The organism is Pseudomonas sp. A-RE-22, assembly GCF_019956035.1.
GTDB classification, from domain to species: Bacteria; Pseudomonadota; Gammaproteobacteria; order Pseudomonadales; family Pseudomonadaceae; genus Aquipseudomonas; species Aquipseudomonas brassicacearum.
Genome location: NZ_JAHBCZ010000066.1, coordinates 84098 through 103976, shown reverse-complemented (window position 1 = coordinate 103976; position 19879 = coordinate 84098). Strand labels below are relative to the sequence as shown.

The following is a 19879-nucleotide window of genomic DNA, read 5'->3' as shown; positions in this document are numbered from 1 at the left end:
TTGGCCGTAGCATCGCCCTATTGTCTAGCCGAGGTACCCCATGCTCATCCCCCACGACCAACTCGAAGTCGACACGCTCACCCGCCTGATCGAGGATTTCGTGACCCGCGACGGCACCGACAATGGTGACGACACGCCCCTGGAAACGCGGGTTCTGCGGGTCAGGCAAGCCCTGACCAAAGGCCAGGCGTTGATCGTCTTCGACCCCGAAAGTGAACAGTGTCAACTGATGCTCAAGCACGACGTGCCCAAACACCTATTCGACTGAACAGGCCTTGCGAGTGGCATGGGCCTTTTTCTTCTGGATCTTGTCGTAGATTTCGGAACGATGGACATCGACGTGCCGTGGCGCTTCCACGCCAAAACGCACCGTGCCGCCGCTGACCGACAGCACACGGACGGAAATATCGTCACCAATGGAAATCAACTCACCTACAGCGCGGCTTAATACAAGCATGGTTCTTGTCCTTAAGAATGTCTGGACCCTGACCATGCCCGGCCTGTTTCCTGTTCTCAAGTCACCCACGAGAATTCAGTAAGGCCCTACAAGCAAAGTTCTTGTGACTGACGGAAACTTCCTGCAAAACCCTGTCGGACCGCCGGTATTTCAGGGCGCCGAGAACCGCGGGCCGAATAGAATCACACTCGCCCCCAACACGCAGAGCGCCACGCCAATCCAGTCGGACCCCAGTGGCCGCACTCGCTCAACCACCGCCAACCAGCCGATCGAGGCAATGATATAGAGGCCGCCATAAGCGGCGTAGGCGCGCCCGGCGTACGTCGCTTCGATGCGGGTCAGCAACAGCGCGAACAAGGTGAGGCTGAGCACCGCCGGGGCGATCCACCAGGCGCTCTTGCCCTGGCGCAACCACATCCAGAAGGCGTAGCAGCCAGCGATCTCAAACAGCGCGGCGAGAAAAAACCACAGGTAATTGAGCATGCAAATGTCCATCAGGAGGGCCGAATGGCGCCATCCTGAGGACATCGGGCATCCAGGTCAATTGAGGTTTTGCCGGGCCTTGGCGCGCATCTTGTCGGCCATGACGGTCATTTCGTCGTACAGCAACTGTGGGTTCTTCTGCTTGAGCGCCCAAGCCATGCGTCCCTGTTCGTGGGGCAGGATCATGAACTGGCCCTGGGCGACCTGCTGGTAGATGTAGTCGGCAATATCCGTGGCGCTGATCGGTGAGCTTTCCAACAACTTGCCAACCTGGGCTTTCATGGCCGGGGTCGGGCCGCGGAAGGAGTCCAACAGATTGGTCTGGAAGAACGACGGGCACACCACGTGTACGCCAACTTCCTGCTGCGCCAGTTCCACCAGCAGGCTTTCCGACAGCGCCACGACACCTGCCTTGGCCACGTTGTAGTTGCTCATGGCCGGGCCCTGCATCAGGGCTGCCATGGAGGCGATGTTGATGATCTTGCCACGGCTTTTTTCCAGCAGCGGCAGGAACGCCTTGCAGCCCTTGACCACGCCCATGAGGTTGATCGCGATCTGCCAGTCCCAATCCTCCAGGGAAAGCTCGCTGAAGAAGCCGCCCGAGGCCACGCCGGCATTGTTGACGATGATATCGATACCGCCGAACTTCTCTTCGCAGGCCTGGGCGAACGCAGTCAATTGGCTGTAGTCGCGCACGTCGCAGCGCTGGATAAAGCCGTCGCCACCGGCACCACGCACTAGCTTGAGGGTTTCCACGAGGCCCGGCTCGCTGACATCCGATAAGGCCAGACGCCATCCTTCGCGGGCCCAGCGCAGCGCGATTTCGCGACCCAGGCCGGAGCCGGCACCAGTGATCATCATGCGATTTTGCATAGCAGACAGCCTTGTTGTTCCGGGAGAGATAGGCCGAGTGTAGCGAAGGCATTCAGCGGACCCACGCTCCATCAGATTGCTGAATGGCGAGGGCAAACCGTAGGCGCTACAAAAACTTTGAATTTTCTACAAGGCGCGACGGTCGGACTTATTAAGCCGCCCGGATTTAACGCATGCGCGCTGGTAGTTGGAAGTTGCATCACTCCAGAACTGACCAATAAGGAAATCTACAATGGGCACAATACTTATCATTATCCTGATCCTCCTGCTGATCGGTGGTCTCCCAGTCTTCCCGCACTCCAGAAGTTGGGGTTACGGCCCGTCCGGTATCATCGGTGTGGTGTTGGTGGTGCTGTTGGTCCTGCTACTACTGGGCAAGATATAAACCACTAAGTAAGCGCAAAAAAAAAAGAGGCCTTTGCAGGCCTCTTTTTTATTGTGCGCCGTTTATCAGTCCGGCTTACCGTCAATGACGCCGGCGGTGTTATCCAACAGGCTCTTGGTCGCGGTTTGCAGGAAAGATTCGAGCTTGAGTTTCATCGGCGCGGTGTCCGGTGCATTCGGGATGATTTCCGCACTTGGGTTGGCGCCCAGTTCATAGCGATACATCTTCGGCTCCATTTCCTTTTCCTTCGGCAGGACCAGGATGTGGTCATCGCGGATGATCGCCGTGGTCTGCTCGCTGCCCGACGGCTTGATCACACCAAAACCGGGATCGCCTTGCGGCAGGTTCAACAGGTCACGGCCCCAGCACTGGTTTCGTACTTGCCCACCGATCCGGCCCATGATGGTCGGCACGATGTCGACCTGGGTACCTACGGTGTGGTTACGCTGGCCGAATTTTTCCTGGATGCCCGGGCCGATCAACAGCATCGGCACGTTGAAACGGCCCAGGTCCATCTCGGTGATCTGGCGTTCGTTGCCAAAGCCATGGTCGCCGACCACGACGAACAGGGTTTCCTTGAAGTAAGGCTCCTTGCGGGCCTTTTCGAAGAACTGGCCCAGCGCCCAGTCGGCGTAGCGCATGGCGGTCAGGTGTTCGTTCAGGCTGCCACGGTCGGTGACCCGCTCGACCGGCAACGGCGTCGGCAACGCATAAGGGGTGTGATTGGACAGGGTTTGCAGCAAGGCATAGAACGGCTTGCCGTTTTCCCGCGCCTTGAGCTCGATCAGGCCACGGTCGAACATGTCCTGGTCGGACACGCCCCAGGTCGGATCGGAGAACACCGGGTTCACGAAGTCGTTACGCCCGATGAATGTGGTCATGCCCTGGCTGCTGAAGAAACCCGACTGGTTGTCCCAGGCAAAATCGCCGTTGTAGACGTACACGTCGTCGTAGTCACGGGCGCTGAGCAGTTGCGGCAGGCCCGACAGCTTGTGGCTGCCCTCCGGCGTCTGCATCAGGTATTCGAAACCCGGCAGGTTCGGGAAGCACGCCATGGTGGCGAACATGCCTTGGTGGGTGTGGGTACCGTTGGAGAAGAAACGGTCGAACAACAGGCCTTCCTTGGACAGTTTATCCAGGTAAGGCGTGATGTTGCCCGGCGCCCCCAGGGCGCCCACCGAGTGACCGGCCATGCTTTCCATGAGGATCACGACCACGTTCTTGATCGGCAGGGTCTTGTCGGCCGGCGGTGTGTAGTCGCGGCGCACGGCGGCGGTCGCGGTGTCCACCAGTTTATCGTCAGGCATCACCAGCATGTCGCGCACAGTCTGCTGTGCCAACGGTTGCTCGAGGGTGGCTTTCCAGATGTTGTCGCGGTCTTCGGACATCCGGCTTTTCGCCGCGGCCACCAGCGACAAGGTACCGTTGAGGCCCAACTGGTTGGCGAAGTTCGAATCGGTAGTGTAGACGTCGCCCCAGCGCAGGGGCGGCCCTTGGCGCAAGGTGCCACGCGCGGCGGTCACGGCGACCAGCAGGCAAACGATGAACACCACGACACGCCCATACCACGGAGCGATCTGCCGGGTGCCAATGGTGCCGCCACTGAACGGCCCACGGGGACGCGTGGCGCGGTCGGCGCCCTTGAACGCCAGGCTTAGGATGATAGTGCCGCCGGCCCACGCCAGCAGGTAGCGCACCACTGGAAAACCGTACCAGAGCATGCTCATCACGGTTTTCGGGTCTTCCTTTACGTACTGGAAGACCAGGCCGTTGAGGCGCTGGTGGAATTCACGGTAGAAATCCATCTCCATCAAACCCAGGAACAGCGCGATGCTGGAAGTGACGGTCAGCCATAAACGAAAAAAACCACGGGCGGCCATGGCCCTGGCGCTGAACAACGCCAGCAACAACGGGATGCAGAGATAGACCACCAGGCGCAAGTCGAAACGCAGGCCATTGACGAAGGCTTCAACGAAGGTCGAGGCCGGGGTGTCGAGGATCATCTCGCGGTTATAGACCAGCAGCGCCACGCGCAGCAGGCTGAACATGACCATCATCACCAGGGCACAGAGCAACGTGTAGGCCAGGTGTGATTTGACGGTCGGTTGCAGCAGGCGATGCGTAGTACGCTGCTGACTCAGGGCGTCCGGGATTGCCATGTCGTTTAAGGACCCTATCGGAATTGGAGTGACAAAAAGAAACAACGGCGCGCCCTCTGTTGACCAAAGCCTGGCCTCGGGGCTTGCGCGAGTGCGCAAATGTTGCACGAACGGCTATGGCATTGCCATTAAATAACCGGCGGCGATATCAGCGCGGGGGATTGTCCGCAAGATTTTGTGAAAATTTCGTTCAAAGAATATTCAGAAACACAAAAAGCCCAGCCTGGCGATGCAGCTCAACCGAACGCTATGGTAGCAAGGGGATTTATCTTATCTGTCCCCTGGCTCCAAGGGTTCCCGGGGCTTAATGGAACTGACGCCCCAAGCCCGCTGGCACGCCTTCGATGCTGGTGTCTTCCCATGGACCATTCGGGCTGACGGAACGGCTCCAACCGTTGTTCCAGCGGTAATAGGTTCGCTGGCGATAGAACGTGTTCGTCTGGTTGTCCAGCACATAGACCCCAAGCTTGGCGTCCCAATGGCTGTTGCCACCTGGCGGTGGGGCGAAGCTGGCGGAGGTGCGCGGCAGCGGTTTGGCCGGCTTGTTCGGGATGACAGGTTTGCCCGGCGCTGTGGACGGGACCGGTTTGCTGGTCGGGGTCGACGGCGGGATCGGAGGCAGCGGTGCCGAGGGCTCCGACGGACGCTGGACCGCACAAGCGCTCAGGCCCATGACGAGCGTGAGCAGGGTGATACGAGCGATGGCGGTCATGGTGCGAATTCCTGTTATTTGTCCGGACTGTCGATGGTCAATTGTTGCTGCGCCGTGGTGCTGCTCGCCAGGGGCTGGCTGCGGCCGACCCACTCACCCGCGGTCGGCTGGCCGGCCCGGGAGATGCGCGCCACCAGTTGGACTTCGGGGAAGTTCGACAGTTTCAACTGCGGCATCATTGCGTCCGCATCACCCAGCTCTACCGTGACCGGCAGATCGGCGACCGTCAGGCGCTTGGCGGCCAGCGGCGCGGGTGGGCCGGAAACGGCCCGGGCGAAGATGAACACGCTGTCGCCCGGCTGCACCTTGGCCTTGAGTGCCGGCGCCAGGTCGACGCGCACCTTGAGCAGTGCCGCAGCCTTGGCCACCGGCGCCTGGGCGACCTTGCCACCACTGGCTTGCAGCTTCTCGGTGGCACGGGTAATGCCGCCCTGCAACGCTTCACGGGACTTGTCGCCCTCCGGCAGTTCCACCAGCAGGCGTCCCCAGTAATCGATCGCGTCCTGATAGCGCTCACCCTCAAAAGCGGCGATACCCAGCAGGCCGAGGCTGGTGACTTCCTTCGGATCAAGCTTCAGCGCTTCGTCGGTCAGCGCCTGGAGCTTGTCCGACCATTTCTTGCCATCGGCAAAATACTGCGCCTGGGCCCATTGGCCCAGCAGTTCGGGTTGGCGACCGGCCACCGCCACGGTGCGCTCGAAGATCTTTGCCGCGTCTGCGGGCCGATCCTGCGCCATGTAGGTACGCCCGAGAAAATACAGGCCCTCGGCGTTATCCGGTTGCGCCGCCACCGCACGTTCCAGGCGCAGGGTCATCTCTTCCATCGACTGCGGCGCCTGGGCGAATTCGCGGGTCAGCTCGACCTTGTCGCTGGCACCGAAATGCAGGTACAGCGCCAGGCCCAACACCGGCACCAGCACAGCGGCGAGCAACGGCAACGGCTTGCCCAACCGGGATTCGCGCGGCGCATCGGCGCCCTCGGTGTCGGCGAGCAGTTCACGGGCGGCTTCGGCGCGACCGGTGTCCAGTTGCGCCGCGTTGAGCACGCCCTCCTCCCGCTCAACCTGCAATTCGGCGACGCGTTCCTGGTACAGCGCCACGTTGAGCGCGGTACGGTCCTCCTCCAACTGGGCGCGGCGACCACGCAGGACAGGGATCAACAGAAAACTCAGGGCAACCAGAAGAAGCAGACCTGCGGCGAGCCAGAAATCAATCATGCTTGGTTTTATCCAACAGTTGGTCGAGGCGCTGGCGCTCTTCGACAGAAAGCGTGTCCGGGGCGGCCGTGCGCTGGACCCGGCGGCGGCGTACGATCACTGCAATGACGACGAAACCACCGAACAACAGCCCGGCGGGGCCAAACCAGAGCAGCGCCGTCTTGGAGGACAGGGCGGGGTTGTAGCGCACGAACTCACCGTAGCGATCGACCATGAAATCGATGATCTGCTGGTTGTCCTTGCCCTCGCCGAGCATGCGGAAGATCTCCTTGCGCAGGTCGGCGGCAATCGGTGCGTTGGAGTCGGCGATGTCCTGGTTCTGGCACTTGGGGCAGCGCAGTTCCTTGGTCAGTTCGCGAAACCGCTCGCGCTCGCCGTCGTTGGCGAATTCGTAGGTATCAATGGCGGCGTGGGCCACGCCGGCAAGGCTCAGGCCGAGGAAGGCGGCGGCTAACCAGCGCTTCATGGCTTGGCCTCGTCCACCAGTGCCTGATACTTGGCGGCCAGTTTCTCGCGCCAGACCTGTTCGTCGATCACGCCGACGAACTTGTCGCGGATAACGCCCTTGGCGTCGATGAAGAACGTTTCCGGCGCGCCATAGACACCCAGGTTCAGGCCCAGGGAACCGTCTTCATCGCGAATGTCCAGTTGGTACGGATTGTGGAACTCGGCCAGCCACTTCAAGGCGTCGGCGTTGACGTCCTTGTAATTGACGCCGTAGATGACCACGCCGTTCTGGGCCAGTTTGTTCAACACCGGGTGCTCGACCCGGCAGGAGATGCACCAGGTGCCCCACACGTTGACCAGCGCCGGCTTGCCCAGCAGGTCGGCTCGGGTCAAGGTTTTATCACCCTGCACCGAGGGCAGGGAGAAATCCGGGAACGGCTTGCCGATCATCGCCGAGGGCAACTCGGTCGGATTCAGGTACAGCCCGCGGTACAAAAACACCGCCATCAACAGGAACAGCGCCAGCGGCAGCAACATCAACCAACGTTTCATGCAGTGGCTCCCGTCACGCCCAGGGCTTCACGCACCCGGGTTTTCACCTTGACTCGATAACGCCGATCCAGCGCCGCCAGCACCCCGCCCAGGCCGGTGAGCAAGCCACCGAACCAGATCCAGCGCACGAATGGCTTGACGTGGACCCGCACCGCCCACGCGCCGTCGCCCAGGGACTCGCCCAGCGCCACGTAGAGATCGCGGGTGAAACCGGCATCGATGCCGGCTTCGGTCATCACCGAGTTCTGCACGGTGTAGAGACGTTTTTCCGGGTGCAGCACGGTGATTTCCTGGCCGTCGCGAAGGACTCGCACGGTGCCTTTGTCGGACGTGAAGTTCGGACCCTCGAAATGTTTGGCGCCCTCGAAAACGAACTGATAGCCGGCCAGGTCCATGGACTCGCCTGGCGCCAGACGCAGGTCGCGCTCGGCGCTGTTCTGGCTGGACAGCACCACGCCCAGGGCGCAGACGGCGATGCCCAGGTGTGCGACCTGCATGCCCCAGTAACTGCGGGTCAGGGTCGGCAGGCCCTTGATCAGGCCTTTGTGGCGGGTCTTGTCGAAGATGTCCCGTACCCCCGCCAGCAACACCCAGGCAGCCAGCACGAACGTCGCCAGCACCGCCCAGTTAAAGTCGCCATACGCCACGCCGGCCACTACAGCCAGGGCGGCGGTGCCCAGCAGCACCGGGGTCAACATGCCCAGCAGCCACTTGACCGGGGTGTCTTTCCAGCGCACCAGCATACCGATGGCCATTACCACCATCAGGATCGCCATCAGCGGAATGAACAGGGCATTGAAGTACGGCGGCCCCACCGACAGCTTGGCGCCGGACAACGCATCGAGCACCAGCGGGTACAACGTTCCCAGCAGGATCATCGACGCGGCCACCACCAGCACCAGGTTATTGCCCAGCAACAGCGTTTCCCGCGACCAGAGGTTGAAGCCAACCTGGCTCTTGACCACCGGCGCACGCAGGGCGAACAGCGTCAGCGAACCGCCGACCACAAATAGCAGGAACATCAGGATGAACACGCCACGCTCAGGGTCCGACGCGAAGGCATGCACCGACGTCAGCACGCCCGAGCGCACCAGGAACGTTCCCAGCAGGCTCAGCGAGAACGCCGCGATGGCCAGCAGCACGGTCCAGCTCTTGAACACACCGCGTTTTTCCGTGACCGCCAGGGAATGGATCAGCGCCGTACCCACCAGCCAGGGCATGAACGAGGCGTTTTCCACCGGGTCCCAAAACCACCAGCCGCCCCAGCCGAGCTCGTAGTAGGCCCACCACGAGCCGAGGGTGATGCCGATGCCGAGGAAGGCCCAGGCGACGATGGTCCAAGGACGCGACCAGCGTGCCCACGCCGCATCAAGACGACCACCGAGCAATGCGGCGATGGCGAAGGCGAAGGCCACGGAGAAGCCGACGTAGCCCATGTAGAGCATCGGCGGGTGAACGATCAGGCCGATGTCTTGCAACAACGGGTTGAGGTCGCGGCCATCCGTCGGCATCTGCGGCAGGATGCGCTCGAACGGGTTGGAGGTGACGATCAAAAACAGCAGGAAACCGGTGCTGATCATGCCCATCACCGCCAGCACCCGGGCCAGCATCACCTGGGGCAACTGCCGGGAGAACACCGAGACGGCGAAGGTCCAGCCGGCAAGGATCAACGCCCAGAGCAGCAGCGAACCCTCATGGGCGCCCCACACCGCGCTGAACTTGTAGTACCAGGGCAAGGCACTGTTGGAGTTGCTGGCGACGTATTCCACGGAAAAATCGTCGGTCATGAACGCATAGGTCAGGCAACCGAAGGCAAACAGCATGAAGGCGAACTGGCCCCACGCCGCCGGCTGGGCCAGGCTCATCCACAAACGGTCGCCACGCCAGGCACCGAGCAAGGGCACCACGGCCTGTACCAGGGAGAAACACAGGGCCAGGATCATCGCCAGGTGGCCCAACTCGGGAATAAAGATGCCAGTAGTCATCGATCAGCCCTCCTTCACGGGAGCGGGCGCCGACTGGCCGCTGTCTTTCAGCGCCTTGGTCACTTCCGGCGGCATGTATTTTTCGTCGTGCTTGGCCAGCACTTCGTCGGCCACCACTACGCCGTCGGCGTTGAGCTTGCCCAGGGCGACGATGCCCTGCCCTTCGCGGAACAGATCCGGGAGGATGCCGCGATAGGTAATGGTCACGGTCTTGTTGAAGTCGGTGACATTGAATTTCACGTCCAGGGAATCTCCGGAGCGCTCCAGCGAGCCTTTTTCCACCATACCGCCAGCGCGGATGCGGGTGTCCTTGGGCGCTTCGCCGTTGGCGATCTGGGTCGGGGTGTAGAACAGGTTGATGTTCTGCTGCAGAGCACTCAGGGCCAGCGCGACCGCGGCACCGACACCCACCAGGATCGCAAGAATGATGACAAGACGTTTTTTGCGCAGCGGATTCACTGACCGTTCTCCCGGCGCAGACGACGCGCCTCTTGTTGCAGATACCGCTTGCGGGCCAGGATCGGCACCGCCACGTTGAGGGCCAGCACCACCAGGCAGATGCCATAGGCTGACCAGACATACAGGCCATGATGGCCCATTGCGAGGAAATCGCCGAATGAAGCGAAACTCATCGAGCGGCCTCCAGGCTGTTCTGTACTTCGGCCTTCACCCAACTGGCCCGGGACTCGCGCTTGAGCACTTCCAGGCGCATGCGCAGCAGCAGCACCGCGCCGAAGAAACAGTAGAAACCCAACACGGTCAGCAACAGCGGCAGCCACATTTCGACGGGCATTGCCGGTTTTTCGGTAAGCGTGAAAGTCGCCCCCTGGTGCAGGGTGTTCCACCACTCCACCGAGTACTTGATGATCGGGATGTTGATCACACCGACAATCGCCAGTACCGCGCAGGCCTTGGCGGCACTGTCACGATTGCTGATGGCGTTGCCCAGCGCAATAAGACCGAAGTACAGGAACAGCAGGATCAGCATCGACGTCAGTCGCGCATCCCAGACCCACCACGAACCCCAGGTCGGCTTGCCCCAGATGGCCCCGGTGACCAGCGCCACGGCGGTCATCCAGGCACCGATGGGCGCAGCGCATTGCAGGGCCACGTCGGCCAGCTTCATCTTCCACACCAGCCCGACCACACCGCACACCGCCAGCATCACGTAGACGGACTGGGCCAGCATCGCCGTGGGCACGTGGATGTAGATGATGCGGAAGCTGTTGCCCTGCTGGTAGTCCGGCGGTGCGAAGGCCAGGCCCCAGACCACGCCAGAACCAATCAGCAACAATGCAGCGATGCTCAACCATGGGAGCAGTTTGCCGCTGATGCCGTAGAACCACTTGGGTGAGCCGAGCTTGTGAAACCAGGTCCAGTTCATTGCTGTTTCCATCACGGTTGCGGCTCGCCGTCACGAACCGCCAGGGCAGCCTTTACTTCCAAAGAAGTGGTCGATTTTTGACCAGGCCTCGTTATTATTCGCCGACGCTGATCTTCAGGCCAGCGGCTATTGCAAAGGGTGTCAGGGTTATCGCCAGGGCGGTCAGGCTACCAAGCCACAGCAGATAACCGGTCGCGGGCATGCCTTGCAACGCCGCTTGCAAGGCACCACTGCCCAGTATCAGGACCGGGATATACAACGGCAGGATCAGCAGCGCCAGCAACAGGCCGCCGCGCTTCAACCCCACCGTCAACGCCGCGCCCACCGCACCGAGCAGGCTCAGCACCGGAGTGCCCAGCAGCAGCGACACCAGCAGCACCGGCATGCACGCGCCGGGCAGCCCCAGCATCATTGCCAGCAGTGGCGAGAGCAATACCAGTGCCAGCCCGGAAAAAACCCAGTGTGCCAGTACCTTGGCCAAAACCAGAAGGGCCAGGGGGTGCGACGAAAGGACCCACTGTTCCAGTGAACCATCTTCGAAATCACTGCGGAAAAGCCCGTCCAGCGAGAGCAGGACCGATAAAAGCGCGGCGACCCAGACCAGTCCCGGAGACAAGGTTTGCAACAATTGAGTCTCCGGCCCGACCGCCAACGGGAACAATGCAATGACAATCGCGAAGAACACCAGCGGATTGGCCAATTCGGCCGGACGACGGAACAGCAGGCGCGCCTCGCGGGCAAGCAACAGGCCAAACACACTCATACGGCCCAGCTCCCCAGATCAATGTTGCGATAACCGGCCGGCATCCGCGCCAGCGTGTGGTGAGTGGTCAAGAGCACCATGCCACCGTTTTCACAGTGCTGGGCCAAGTGTTCCTCAAGCTGCGCGACACCCTGCTTGTCCAGGGCGGTGAATGGCTCGTCGAGAATCCACAGCGGCGGGCTGTCCAGGTACAGCCGGGCCAGGGCCACGCGGCGTTGCTGGCCGGCGGACAAGGTGTGACTCGGCACGTCTTCGAAGCCGCGCAGCCCTACCGCCGCCAACGCCTGCCAGATCGCTTCGCGGCCGGCCGGCGTATGCAACGCGCAGAGCCAACTGAGGTTCTCTTCAGGGGTCAGCAAATCCTTGATACCGGCGGCATGGCCGATCCAGAGCAGGTTGCGGGCCAGTTCGCTGCGCTGGCTGTGCAAGGGCTGGCCATTGAGCAACACTTGGCCGGCGGTGGGTTGCATCAACCCGGCCAGCAGGCGCAGCAGGCTGGTCTTGCCGCTGCCGTTGGGACCACTGATTTGCACCATATCGCCACGCGAGAGTCTCAATTCGAGATTTTCGAAAAGCAGTCGCAAGTCTCGCTCACAGGCGAGGCCGACGGTTTGCAGGAGAGGACTGGTCAAGGGATCGCGGGCCTTATACGGTTCAAGTCGGCGGTGCAGCGGCCGTTAAAGAGATGCAGCATAGATGCATTGACGAGCTGTTCCACAGAGCTGCGTCAAACAATTGCAAGGTTTTCGCCACTCCCTGAAAGACGGGCGGCATTATACATGCCCTAACCTACTCTCAAGAGAGCTTATTTCCCCAAGGTAAGACCGCAAATGACAGGCGACATGAACATCCTGCCGCTGCCCCAGGCCACGGCAACCACGCGTATGCCAGCGGTCAATGGCGAGCTGCTCAAACTGCTGGTGCCGACCGAAGGTCTGATCAGCTCGGGCCAGACCGCCCAGGCCGAAGTGCTGTCGCTCAAGCAGGCCGACCAGACTTTCCAGCTGTTGCTCAAGGTCACCCTGGAGAGCGGTCGCCAGACCACCGTGCAGGCCACCAGCACCCAGCCGTTGCCCCAAGGCACCAGCCTGGCCGTGACGCAGCCGTCCGCCAGCAACCTGGCGATTGCCGTGCAACAGGCCGTGGCCTCCAGCGTCGCCACCCTCACCCGAATCGACACGGCGCAGTTGCCGGTCGGCACCCTGCTGCAAGGCAAAGTGCTGACCAGTCAGGCGTTGCCGCAGCTGCCGGGACAACCGGCGGTGTATCGGTCGTTGGTCGGCTTGCTCAATACCGCCCAGGCGGGTAGCACCCTGGACATCGACAGCCCGCGGCCGCTGCGCATCGGCACGCTGTTGAGTGCCCAGGTGCAAGATACTCAGACGCTGAAGTTCGTTCCGCTGAGCAACCGTCAGGAGCAATTGGCGGTGAGTCAGCAGTTGGTCACGCAAATGAGCCAGCAGGGCTCGCTGGACAGCCTGATCACCGTCCTGCAAAACCTTCCGGCCACCGACGACACCGGTGCCGAACTGCGCGCCGCGGTGACACGCCTGTTGGCCAACCTGCCGGATATCCAGCAACTGAGCACGCCCAAGGGGCTGGCCCAGGCCATGGTCGCCAGCGGTGTGTTCCTGGAAAGCAAGTTGCTCGCCGGGCAGCCGCCGAGCCTGGCGCCGGACATGAAAGGCGACCTGCTGAAACTGATCGCCCAACTGACACCGGCCCTGCCCGCCTCCACCAACCTCAGCGCCATCATTGCCGCCAATACGTTGGCCCAAGTCCTGCCGAGCTTCGTGCGCAGCGCCCTGGGGATGCTCGGCCAGGTCAGCGCCAAGCCGCAACCCACCAGCTTCCCCCTACCCTCGCGCCAGATGAAAGGCCAGGACGAAGAAGGCGACCTCGAACACCTGCTGCGCCTGGCCGCTGCCGCCGTGTCACGCCTGCAAAGCCATCAATTGTCGAGCCTGGAACAGACCGGCCTGACCGACGACGGTCGGCTGATGAGCACCTGGCAATTGGAGATCCCGATGCGCAACTTGCAGGACATCGTGCCGTTGCAGGTCAAGTTCCAGCGTGAGGAAACCCCGCCCCGGGAGCAACCCAACGAGCGCCGGGAAGAACGCGAGCCAAAACAGCAGCTCTGGCGAGTGGAATTGGCGTTCGACATGGACCCGCTCGGCCCACTGCAGGTTCAGGCGCAGTTGCTCAGCGGCAGCCTCTCCAGCCAGCTGTGGGCAGAACGGCCGTACACCGCAAGCCTGATCGAAAGCAACCTGACAGCCTTGCGTGAGCGCCTGGTGACTTGTGGCCTGAACGTCGGCGAGCTGGACTGCCACCTCGGCACCCCGCCCCAAGGCCCCAAGACTCGCCTGGAACAACGCTGGGTGGACGAAACCGCATGACAACCCACACCGAACCCCGCCAGGCCATCGCCCTCAAGTACGACGGCCACCACGCCCCGACCCTCACCGCCAAGGGCGACGAAGCCCTGGCCGAGGAAATCCTGCGCATCGCCCGCGAAAGCGAAGTGCCGATCTATGAAAATGCCGAGTTGGTGAAGCTGTTGGCGCGGATGGAGCTGGGGGACAGCATCCCGGAAGAGCTGTACCGCACGATTGCCGAGATCATTGCGTTTGCCTGGAACCTCAAGGGCAAGTTCCCCCAGGGCTACGACCCGAATGCGCCGAGTGTCGAGAAAGATGTGACAGACCGCGGCGACGACTACTGATCACAGCGGCGGTGCTTGGGCTGGAATGATCAGTGTGTGAGCGACAAAAAAAACCTGTGGGAGCGAGCTTGCTCGCGATGGCGGACTCACATTCAACATCTCTGTTGACTGTCACACCGCTATCGCGAGCAAGCTCGCTCCCACAATTGGATCGGGGGGTGAAGGCGATCAGCCGCCCTTATGCAGTTTACTCATCAACTCCGCCTCGGCCTGGGTCAGGCCGCAGGCTTGGGTCAGTTCGTCGACACTGGCGCCCATGCCCACCAGGCGGGCGGCCTGGGCAAAGGACAGGCTGGAGGGGTCGCGCTGTTCCAGCTGGGCAAGTTTATCCGGCAACGGCGCGACCACGGCACGCAGCTCATGGAGCGCTTCGCCCATGCGCACGGTGCCGTTCTGGTAATCATCGACGCGCTTGGCCAGGTCCTTGATGCGCTGGTCGCGCAGCGCATCTCCCTGGGCCTGCTGAGCGGCGATCTGCCGCTGGCCACGTATGTACGCCAAGAACATCGCCAGCGTGCCTGCCCAGAAAAGGAACAGGACAATGACTGCTACCTCAAGAATCAAATCAGATACTCTCCAGTTCCGACCACTCTTCTTCGCTCATCATCTTGTCCAGTTCAACCAGAATCAACAACTCGTTGTTCTTGTTGCACACGCCCTGAATGAACTTGGCGGATTCTTCATTACCCACGTTCGGCGCAGTCTCGATTTCCGACTGGCGCAGGTAAACCACTTCGGCGACGCTGTCGACCATGATGCCAACCACTTGCTTGTCGGCCTCGATGATGACGATCCGGGTGTTGTCGCTGATCTCGGCATTCATCAGGCCGAAGCGCTGGCGGGTATCGATCACCGTGACCACGTTGCCACGCAGGTTGATGATGCCCAGCACGTAGCTCGGTGCACCCGGTACCGGGGCGATCTCGGTATAGCGCAGCACTTCCTGAACGCGCATCACGTTGATGCCGTAGGTTTCGTTATCGAGCTTGAAGGTCACCCATTGCAGAATCGGATCTTCAGAACCCTTTTGAGACGACGCCTTATCATTCATACCCTGACCCCTCGAAAAACCGCCTGTGGCGGCGTGTATTCTGTCCGACGACGCTGGGCGCCGCCGGTTATCTTATTTCGGTTTCTGGACCGGCTTCTTACTGCCACCCAGGTGTTTTGCCCCGCCGCTGGCGATCAGCTCCGCCAGCTCGGAAACGTCCAGCAAGGCGCACATATGCTCGATCACCGTACCGGCCAGCCATGGCCGTTGCCCTCGATGGCTGCGCCACTTGATCTCGTTCGGGTCCAGGCGCAGCGAACGGCTGACCTGATGCACCGCCAAACCCCACTCGTAGCCCTGCACTGAAATCACGTACTGCAAGCCTTGGCGAAAATCATCGCGATAACGGTCCGGCATGACCCAGCGTGCCGTATCCAGTACCTTCAGGTTGCCGGCCTGGCTCGGCAGGATTCCGAGGAACCATTCCGGCTGGCCAAACAACGGCGTCAATTCCTGCCCGGCCAGGGAATAAATCGACCCCAGGCATACCAGCGGCACCGCCAGGGTCAACCCGGCCACATCGAACAACAGACACTCGAACGGCTCGGCGGCCCAGGCCGGACGGTCGTCGCCCGGCACCGGTGGCGGCGGATTGCTCGGCGGCAGGTGGATTTCCACCACCGGCGTCACCAGGCCTTGTAGCAGCGGGGCAACGGTCGAGACCGGCGCCAGGATCGGCGCAGGCGCGTCCATGACCGCCACCTGGGGCTTGATAAACGGTGCCTCGACCGCTGCAGCTATCACTGATTTCTGTGCGTCACGGGCCTGCTCTTCGAGCACGGCCGCCTGAAACTCATCCAGCACACCCTTGGCTTCGACGTTCTCGGGCAACGCCTCGATCACGCTTGGCTGTGGTGGCAATTCTTCGGTCGCTTCCTGCAGCAGCCCATCCAGATAGGACTGCAGGGCCATTTGCGGACGCGAGGTTGTCTTTATCGGGCGGCTCATAGGAACAGTGCGCCACTTGAAGAGGTTATCGGCATGAATGCGGCAGGACTTGAGCGTTCGCAGGCGAACACAATGCCAGTGGAAAGCCTCGTCACCTTAAGCCACCTGCTGCGGAACAAGCTGTTGGGTCAACAGGTGCTTGAGCAACGCCCGATAGGCCAGCACTCCGCGGCTCTTGCCATCGAATTGCGACGGGGTCACACCGGCACGGCTGGCGTCCCGCAAGCGGGTATCAACGGGGATATAGCCTTGCCAGATGTCTTCCGGGTACTTGTCCCGCAACACCCGCAAGGTGCCCAGGGAGGCCTGGGTACGACGATCGAACAGGGTTGGCACGATGTTGAAGGCCAGCGTCTGCTTGCGCGAGCGGTTGACCATCGCCAGTGTATTGACCATGCGCTCCAGGCCCTTGACCGCCAGGTGCTCGGTCTGCACCGGAATGACCAATTGTTGGCTGGCTGCCAAGGCATTGACCATCAGCAAACCCAGCAACGGCGGGCTGTCGATGATCGCGTAATCGAAATCCTGCCACAGCTGCGCCAGACTCTTGGCGATCACCAGGCCCAACCCGCCCTGCCCCGGCGACTGTCGCTCCAGGGTGGCCAGGGCGGTGCTCGATGGCAGCAGGGAAATCCGCTCGTCGCTGGTGGACAACAACAACTGCCCCGGCAGGCCCTCGGGCACAACGCCCTTGTGCAGGAACAGGTCGTAGTTGCTGTGCTCCAGGCTGTCGGGATCGTAGCCGAAATAGCTGGTCATCGAGCCATGGGGGTCCAGGTCGACAATGACCACGCGCTTGCCCGCCTCGGCCAGCAACCCGGCTAAAGCGATGGAAGATGTGGTCTTGCCCACACCACCTTTTTGATTGGCGACTGCCCAGACTCTCATTTGGATCGTTCCTCCCGGCCGAAACAGGCTCGACCGAGAAATAGCTCGGTTATAAAGCGGGTGACGGAGAATTGACGGCACTCTGTCTTCCCGGCGACTTGACCGGAGCCGGTGCAGTTTGTGTGCCAGCCCGCTTCAATGCCGCATCCGGAGTTGCTTTGGCCGTACCGGTACCGGTCAGGCTGCGACGCACATCGAGGTTGCGCGACACCACCAGCACCACCCGCCGGTTGCGCGCACGCCCCTCGGCCGTGGCGTTGTTGGCGACCGGCTGGAACTCGCCGTAGCCCACCGAGGCCAGGCGGCCGGGGTTCACGCCCTGCATCGCCAGCATGCGCACGATGCTCGCCGAACGGGCCGAGGACAGCTCCCAGTTGGTCGGGTATTGCGAAGTACGGATCGGTTGGTCGTCCGTGAAGCCTTCGACATGGATCGGGTTGTCGAAGGGCTTGAGGATCGCCGCGACCTTATCGATGATGTTGAACGCCATGTCGCTGGGCATGGCGTCGCCGCTGCCGAACAACAGGCTGGAATTGAGCTCGATCTCGACCCACAACTCGTTGCCGCGCACGGTCATCTGGTTGGAACTGATCAGGTCACCGAACGCCGCACTGATATCGTCGGCGATGCTTTTCAATGGATCGCTACCACCGGCGATACCGGCATCGACCTGTTCGCTGTCCTTGACCAAGGGCTTGGCCGGCGTGGTGGTCTTGGGGCGCTCATCGCCGATGGGAATCGGTTTGAGCGCGCGGTCGGAATCCGTGAAGACGCCGATCAACGCCTCGGAAATGACTTTGTACTTGCCTTCGTTGACCGACGAGATCGAATACATGACCACGAAAAAGGCGAACAGCAGGGTGATGAAGTCGGCATAGGAAACGAGCCAGCGTTCATGGTTGACGTGTTCTTCTGTATGCCTGCGACGTGCCATGTTCCTTGTCTCCCATCAGTCCATGAAGCCCTGGAGCTTCAACTCAATGGAGCGCGGGTTTTCACCTTCGGCGATCGACAGGATCCCTTCCAGCAGCATTTCGCGATAGCGCGACTGGCGCAACGCGATGGACTTGAGCTTGGCCGCAATCGGCAGCAACACTAGGTTGGCACTCGCCACGCCATAGATCGTGGCGACGAACGCCACGGCGATGCCGCTGCCCAGTTGCGATGGATCGGCCAGGTTGCCCATCACATGGATCAGGCCCATCACCGCACCGATGATGCCGATGGTCGGCGCGTAGCCGCCCATGCTTTCGAATACTTTGGCCGCCTCGATGTCGCGGCTTTCCTGGGTGTAGAAATCCACCTCCAGGATGCTGCGGATGGCTTCCGGCTCGGCGCCGTCCACCAGCAATTGCAGGCCTTTGCGTGAGTAGCTGTCGGGCTCGGCATCGGCCACCCCTTCCAGCCCCAGCAGGCCCTCCTTGCGAGCGGTCAGACTCCAGTTCACCACACGATCGATACCACCGGCCAGGTCGACACGGGGCGGGAACAGAATCCAGATCAGCACTTGCATGGCGCGCTTGAAAGCGCTCATGGGCGACTGCAACAGCGCCGCGCCAATGGTGCCACCGAGCACGATCAACGCCGCCGGGCCGTTGGCCAGCGCGCCCAGATGACCGCCTTCCAGATAATTGCCGCCAATGATGGCGACGAACGCCATGATGATGCCGATCAGACTGAGTACATCCATTACAGGCAGGCCTCGACCAAGTGTCTACCGATGTCGTCCAATCCGTACACCGCGTCGGCGAGATCGGCTTTTACGATGGCCATCGGCATGCCGTAGATCACGCAGCTGGCTTCGTCCTGTGCCCAGATTGCGCTACCGCCCTGCTTGAGCAGGCGCGCGCCTTCGCGACCGTCGGCGCCCATGCCGGTGAGCACCACCGCCAGAACTTTGTCACCGTAGGACTTGGCCGCAGAACCGAAGGTAATATCCACGCAAGGCTTGTAGTTCAGACGCTCGTCGCCCGGCAGGATTTTCACCGCGCCGCGGCCATCGATCATCATCTGCTTGCCACCGGGTGCCAACAACGCCAGGCCTGGACGCAGGATGTCGCCATCCTCGGCTTCCTTGACGCTGATGTTGCACAGCTTGTCCAGGCGCTCCGCGAAAGCCTTGGTGAACGCCGCCGGCATGTGCTGGATCAGCACGATGGGGGCCGGGAAGTTGGCCGGCAACTGGGTCAGGACCCGTTGCAGCGCCACCGGGCCACCCGTGGACGTACCGATAGCGACCAGCTTGTAGGCTTTGCGCTTGGGCGCCGGCGACGACGCACTGGCGGGCGCCGGGCGAGCCGGCGCAGGGGCTGGTGCCGGTGCACTGCGTACCGGTGCCGGGTTGAAGCTGCTCGATGCAGTCGGCGCCGGGCTCGGCGCCGCAACAGGGGCTGGCGCCGGTGCGCTGTAGGCACCGACACGACGATTGCTGCGGGAAATGCTGTGGACCTTTTCGCACAGCAACTGCCGGACTTTGTCGGGGTTGCGCGAAATGTCTTCGAAATTCTTCGGCAGGAAATCCACCGCCCCGGCGTCCAGCGCATCGAGGGTCACCCGAGCGCCTTCATGGGTCAGGGACGAGAACATCAATACCGGGGTCGGGCAGCGCTGCATGATATGCCGCACGGCCGTGATGCCGTCCATCATTGGCATCTCGTAGTCCATGGTGATCACGTCCGGCTTGAGTGCCAGGGCCTGATCGATCGCCTCTTTGCCGTTGGTCGCGGTACCGACAACCTGAATACTCGTGTCCGCCGAAAGAATTTCCGAGACGCGGCGGCGGAAAAACCCCGAATCGTCCACCACCAGGACTTTAACTACCATAAACACTCCGTTAGACGAGGCGCG

25 protein-coding genes are annotated in these 19879 nt (G+C 61.8%); 4 read left to right on the top strand and 21 right to left on the bottom strand.

Annotation, left to right across the window (positions count from 1 at the left end):
• The first annotated feature begins 40 nt into the window (after positions 1 to 40).
• On the top strand, positions 41 to 268 hold the full coding sequence (locus KGA89_RS26030; RefSeq protein WP_003199186.1) for a YheU family protein: 228 nt from the start codon (positions 41 to 43) through the stop codon (positions 266 to 268).
• On the opposite strand, the gene csrA is transcribed toward KGA89_RS26030, so the two are convergent.
• The 3 genes from csrA to KGA89_RS26015 all read right to left on the bottom strand — a co-directional run bounded on the left by csrA (position 257) and on the right by KGA89_RS26015 (position 1813).
• Positions 257 to 457 carry a carbon storage regulator CsrA gene (csrA, locus tag KGA89_RS26025; protein WP_003199177.1) on the bottom strand — a complete coding sequence of 67 codons (201 nt, stop codon included), beginning with the start codon at positions 455 to 457 and terminating at the stop codon, positions 257 to 259. The two genes, KGA89_RS26030 and csrA, sit on opposite strands and share 12 nt — an antisense overlap.
• Before the next feature lie 150 nt (positions 458 to 607).
• A complete protein-coding gene (locus KGA89_RS26020) occupies positions 608 to 940 on the bottom strand; it encodes a YnfA family protein (protein ID WP_003199175.1) in 333 nt (110 codons plus the stop codon).
• Between the two features lie 57 nt (positions 941 to 997).
• Positions 998 to 1813 (bottom strand): SDR family oxidoreductase, encoded by an 816-nt coding sequence (locus KGA89_RS26015; RefSeq protein ID WP_003199173.1) that lies wholly within the window; start codon positions 1811 to 1813, stop codon positions 998 to 1000.
• A 232-nt stretch (positions 1814 to 2045) separates the two neighbouring features.
• Here KGA89_RS26015 and KGA89_RS26010 point away from each other — a divergent pair, with 232 nt between their 5' ends.
• Positions 2046 to 2198 (top strand): DUF3309 family protein, encoded by a 153-nt coding sequence (locus KGA89_RS26010; RefSeq protein ID WP_003183939.1) that lies wholly within the window; start codon positions 2046 to 2048, stop codon positions 2196 to 2198.
• A gap of 65 nt (positions 2199 to 2263) precedes the next feature.
• Here the strand turns inward: KGA89_RS26010 and KGA89_RS26005 are convergent, their stop codons facing one another.
• From KGA89_RS26005 to ccmA, 11 genes are all read right to left on the bottom strand, one after another.
• Entirely contained in the window at positions 2264 to 4357 is a 2094-nt protein-coding gene (locus tag KGA89_RS26005) for an LTA synthase family protein (protein ID WP_223472853.1), read from the bottom strand.
• 304 nt (positions 4358 to 4661) lie between these two features.
• Positions 4662 to 5069, bottom strand: coding sequence for a hypothetical protein (locus KGA89_RS26000; protein WP_003199169.1), 408 nt, complete (start codon positions 5067 to 5069; stop codon positions 4662 to 4664).
• 14 nt (positions 5070 to 5083) lie between these two features.
• Positions 5084 to 6286 carry a c-type cytochrome biogenesis protein CcmI gene (ccmI, locus tag KGA89_RS25995; protein ID WP_223472852.1) on the bottom strand — a complete coding sequence of 401 codons (1203 nt, stop codon included), beginning with the start codon at positions 6284 to 6286 and terminating at the stop codon, positions 5084 to 5086.
• On the bottom strand, positions 6279 to 6752 hold the full coding sequence (locus KGA89_RS25990; RefSeq protein ID WP_223472851.1) for a cytochrome c-type biogenesis protein: 474 nt from the start codon (positions 6750 to 6752) through the stop codon (positions 6279 to 6281). Before KGA89_RS25990 ends, ccmI begins: the two co-directional genes overlap by 8 nt.
• A complete protein-coding gene (locus tag KGA89_RS25985; protein WP_223472850.1) occupies positions 6749 to 7285 on the bottom strand; it encodes a DsbE family thiol:disulfide interchange protein in 537 nt (178 codons plus the stop codon). The genes KGA89_RS25990 and KGA89_RS25985 overlap by 4 nt, the downstream gene beginning before the upstream one ends.
• Positions 7282 to 9270: a heme lyase CcmF/NrfE family subunit gene (locus tag KGA89_RS25980; RefSeq protein ID WP_223472849.1), complete on the bottom strand. Its 1989-nt coding sequence runs from the start codon at positions 9268 to 9270 to the stop codon at positions 7282 to 7284. The genes KGA89_RS25985 and KGA89_RS25980 overlap by 4 nt, the downstream gene beginning before the upstream one ends.
• 3 nt (positions 9271 to 9273) lie before the next feature.
• Positions 9274 to 9729 carry a cytochrome c maturation protein CcmE gene (ccmE, locus tag KGA89_RS25975; protein WP_003199160.1) on the bottom strand — a complete coding sequence of 152 codons (456 nt, stop codon included), beginning with the start codon at positions 9727 to 9729 and terminating at the stop codon, positions 9274 to 9276.
• Positions 9726 to 9902 carry a heme exporter protein CcmD gene (gene ccmD, locus KGA89_RS25970; RefSeq protein ID WP_003199159.1) on the bottom strand — a complete coding sequence of 59 codons (177 nt, stop codon included), beginning with the start codon at positions 9900 to 9902 and terminating at the stop codon, positions 9726 to 9728. Before ccmD ends, ccmE begins: the two co-directional genes overlap by 4 nt.
• A complete protein-coding gene (locus KGA89_RS25965) occupies positions 9899 to 10654 on the bottom strand; it encodes a heme ABC transporter permease (RefSeq protein ID WP_003199153.1) in 756 nt (251 codons plus the stop codon). Before KGA89_RS25965 ends, ccmD begins: the two co-directional genes overlap by 4 nt.
• Positions 10655 to 10748: 94 nt before the next feature.
• Positions 10749 to 11417 carry a heme exporter protein CcmB gene (gene ccmB / locus KGA89_RS25960; protein WP_003199151.1) on the bottom strand — a complete coding sequence of 223 codons (669 nt, stop codon included), beginning with the start codon at positions 11415 to 11417 and terminating at the stop codon, positions 10749 to 10751.
• Positions 11414 to 12049 (bottom strand): cytochrome c biogenesis heme-transporting ATPase CcmA, encoded by a 636-nt coding sequence (gene ccmA, locus KGA89_RS25955; RefSeq protein ID WP_223472848.1) that lies wholly within the window; start codon positions 12047 to 12049, stop codon positions 11414 to 11416. The genes ccmB and ccmA overlap by 4 nt, the downstream gene beginning before the upstream one ends.
• A 198-nt stretch (positions 12050 to 12247) precedes the next feature.
• On the opposite strand from ccmA, the gene KGA89_RS25950 reads away from it, so the two are divergent.
• Positions 12248 to 13819, top strand: a complete 1572-nt coding sequence (locus KGA89_RS25950) for a flagellar hook-length control protein FliK (RefSeq protein WP_223472847.1) — start codon at positions 12248 to 12250, stop codon at positions 13817 to 13819.
• Positions 13816 to 14145: an EscU/YscU/HrcU family type III secretion system export apparatus switch protein gene (locus KGA89_RS25945; RefSeq protein WP_003199146.1), complete on the top strand. Its 330-nt coding sequence runs from the start codon at positions 13816 to 13818 to the stop codon at positions 14143 to 14145. Before KGA89_RS25950 ends, KGA89_RS25945 begins: the two co-directional genes overlap by 4 nt.
• A 168-nt stretch (positions 14146 to 14313) precedes the next feature.
• Here KGA89_RS25945 and KGA89_RS25940 read toward each other — a convergent pair whose 3' ends face one another.
• From KGA89_RS25940 to KGA89_RS25910, 7 genes are all read right to left on the bottom strand, one after another.
• The gene (locus KGA89_RS25940; protein ID WP_003183966.1) at positions 14314 to 14709 is read right to left on the bottom strand and encodes a DUF2802 domain-containing protein; all 396 of its coding nucleotides are present in this window, start codon (positions 14707 to 14709) and stop codon (positions 14314 to 14316) included.
• A gap of 1 nt (position 14710) precedes the next feature.
• Complete coding sequence (locus KGA89_RS25935) at positions 14711 to 15196, bottom strand: chemotaxis protein CheW (protein WP_003199144.1); 486 nt, start codon at positions 15194 to 15196, stop codon at positions 14711 to 14713.
• Between the two features lie 72 nt (positions 15197 to 15268).
• A complete protein-coding gene (locus KGA89_RS25930) occupies positions 15269 to 16144 on the bottom strand; it encodes a CheW domain-containing protein (protein ID WP_003199142.1) in 876 nt (291 codons plus the stop codon).
• A gap of 96 nt (positions 16145 to 16240) precedes the next feature.
• Positions 16241 to 17032, bottom strand: a complete 792-nt coding sequence (locus KGA89_RS25925; protein ID WP_003199140.1) for a ParA family protein — start codon at positions 17030 to 17032, stop codon at positions 16241 to 16243.
• Positions 17033 to 17081: 49 nt separating this feature from the next.
• The gene (gene motD / locus KGA89_RS25920) at positions 17082 to 17966 is read right to left on the bottom strand and encodes a flagellar motor protein MotD (protein ID WP_003199137.1); all 885 of its coding nucleotides are present in this window, start codon (positions 17964 to 17966) and stop codon (positions 17082 to 17084) included.
• 15 nt (positions 17967 to 17981) lie between these two features.
• Entirely contained in the window at positions 17982 to 18722 is a 741-nt protein-coding gene (locus KGA89_RS25915; RefSeq protein WP_003199135.1) for a flagellar motor protein, read from the bottom strand.
• Positions 18722 to 19855, bottom strand: coding sequence for a chemotaxis response regulator protein-glutamate methylesterase (locus tag KGA89_RS25910; protein WP_223472846.1), 1134 nt, complete (start codon positions 19853 to 19855; stop codon positions 18722 to 18724). Before KGA89_RS25910 ends, KGA89_RS25915 begins: the two co-directional genes overlap by 1 nt.
• Positions 19856 to 19879: the final 24 nt, after the last annotated feature.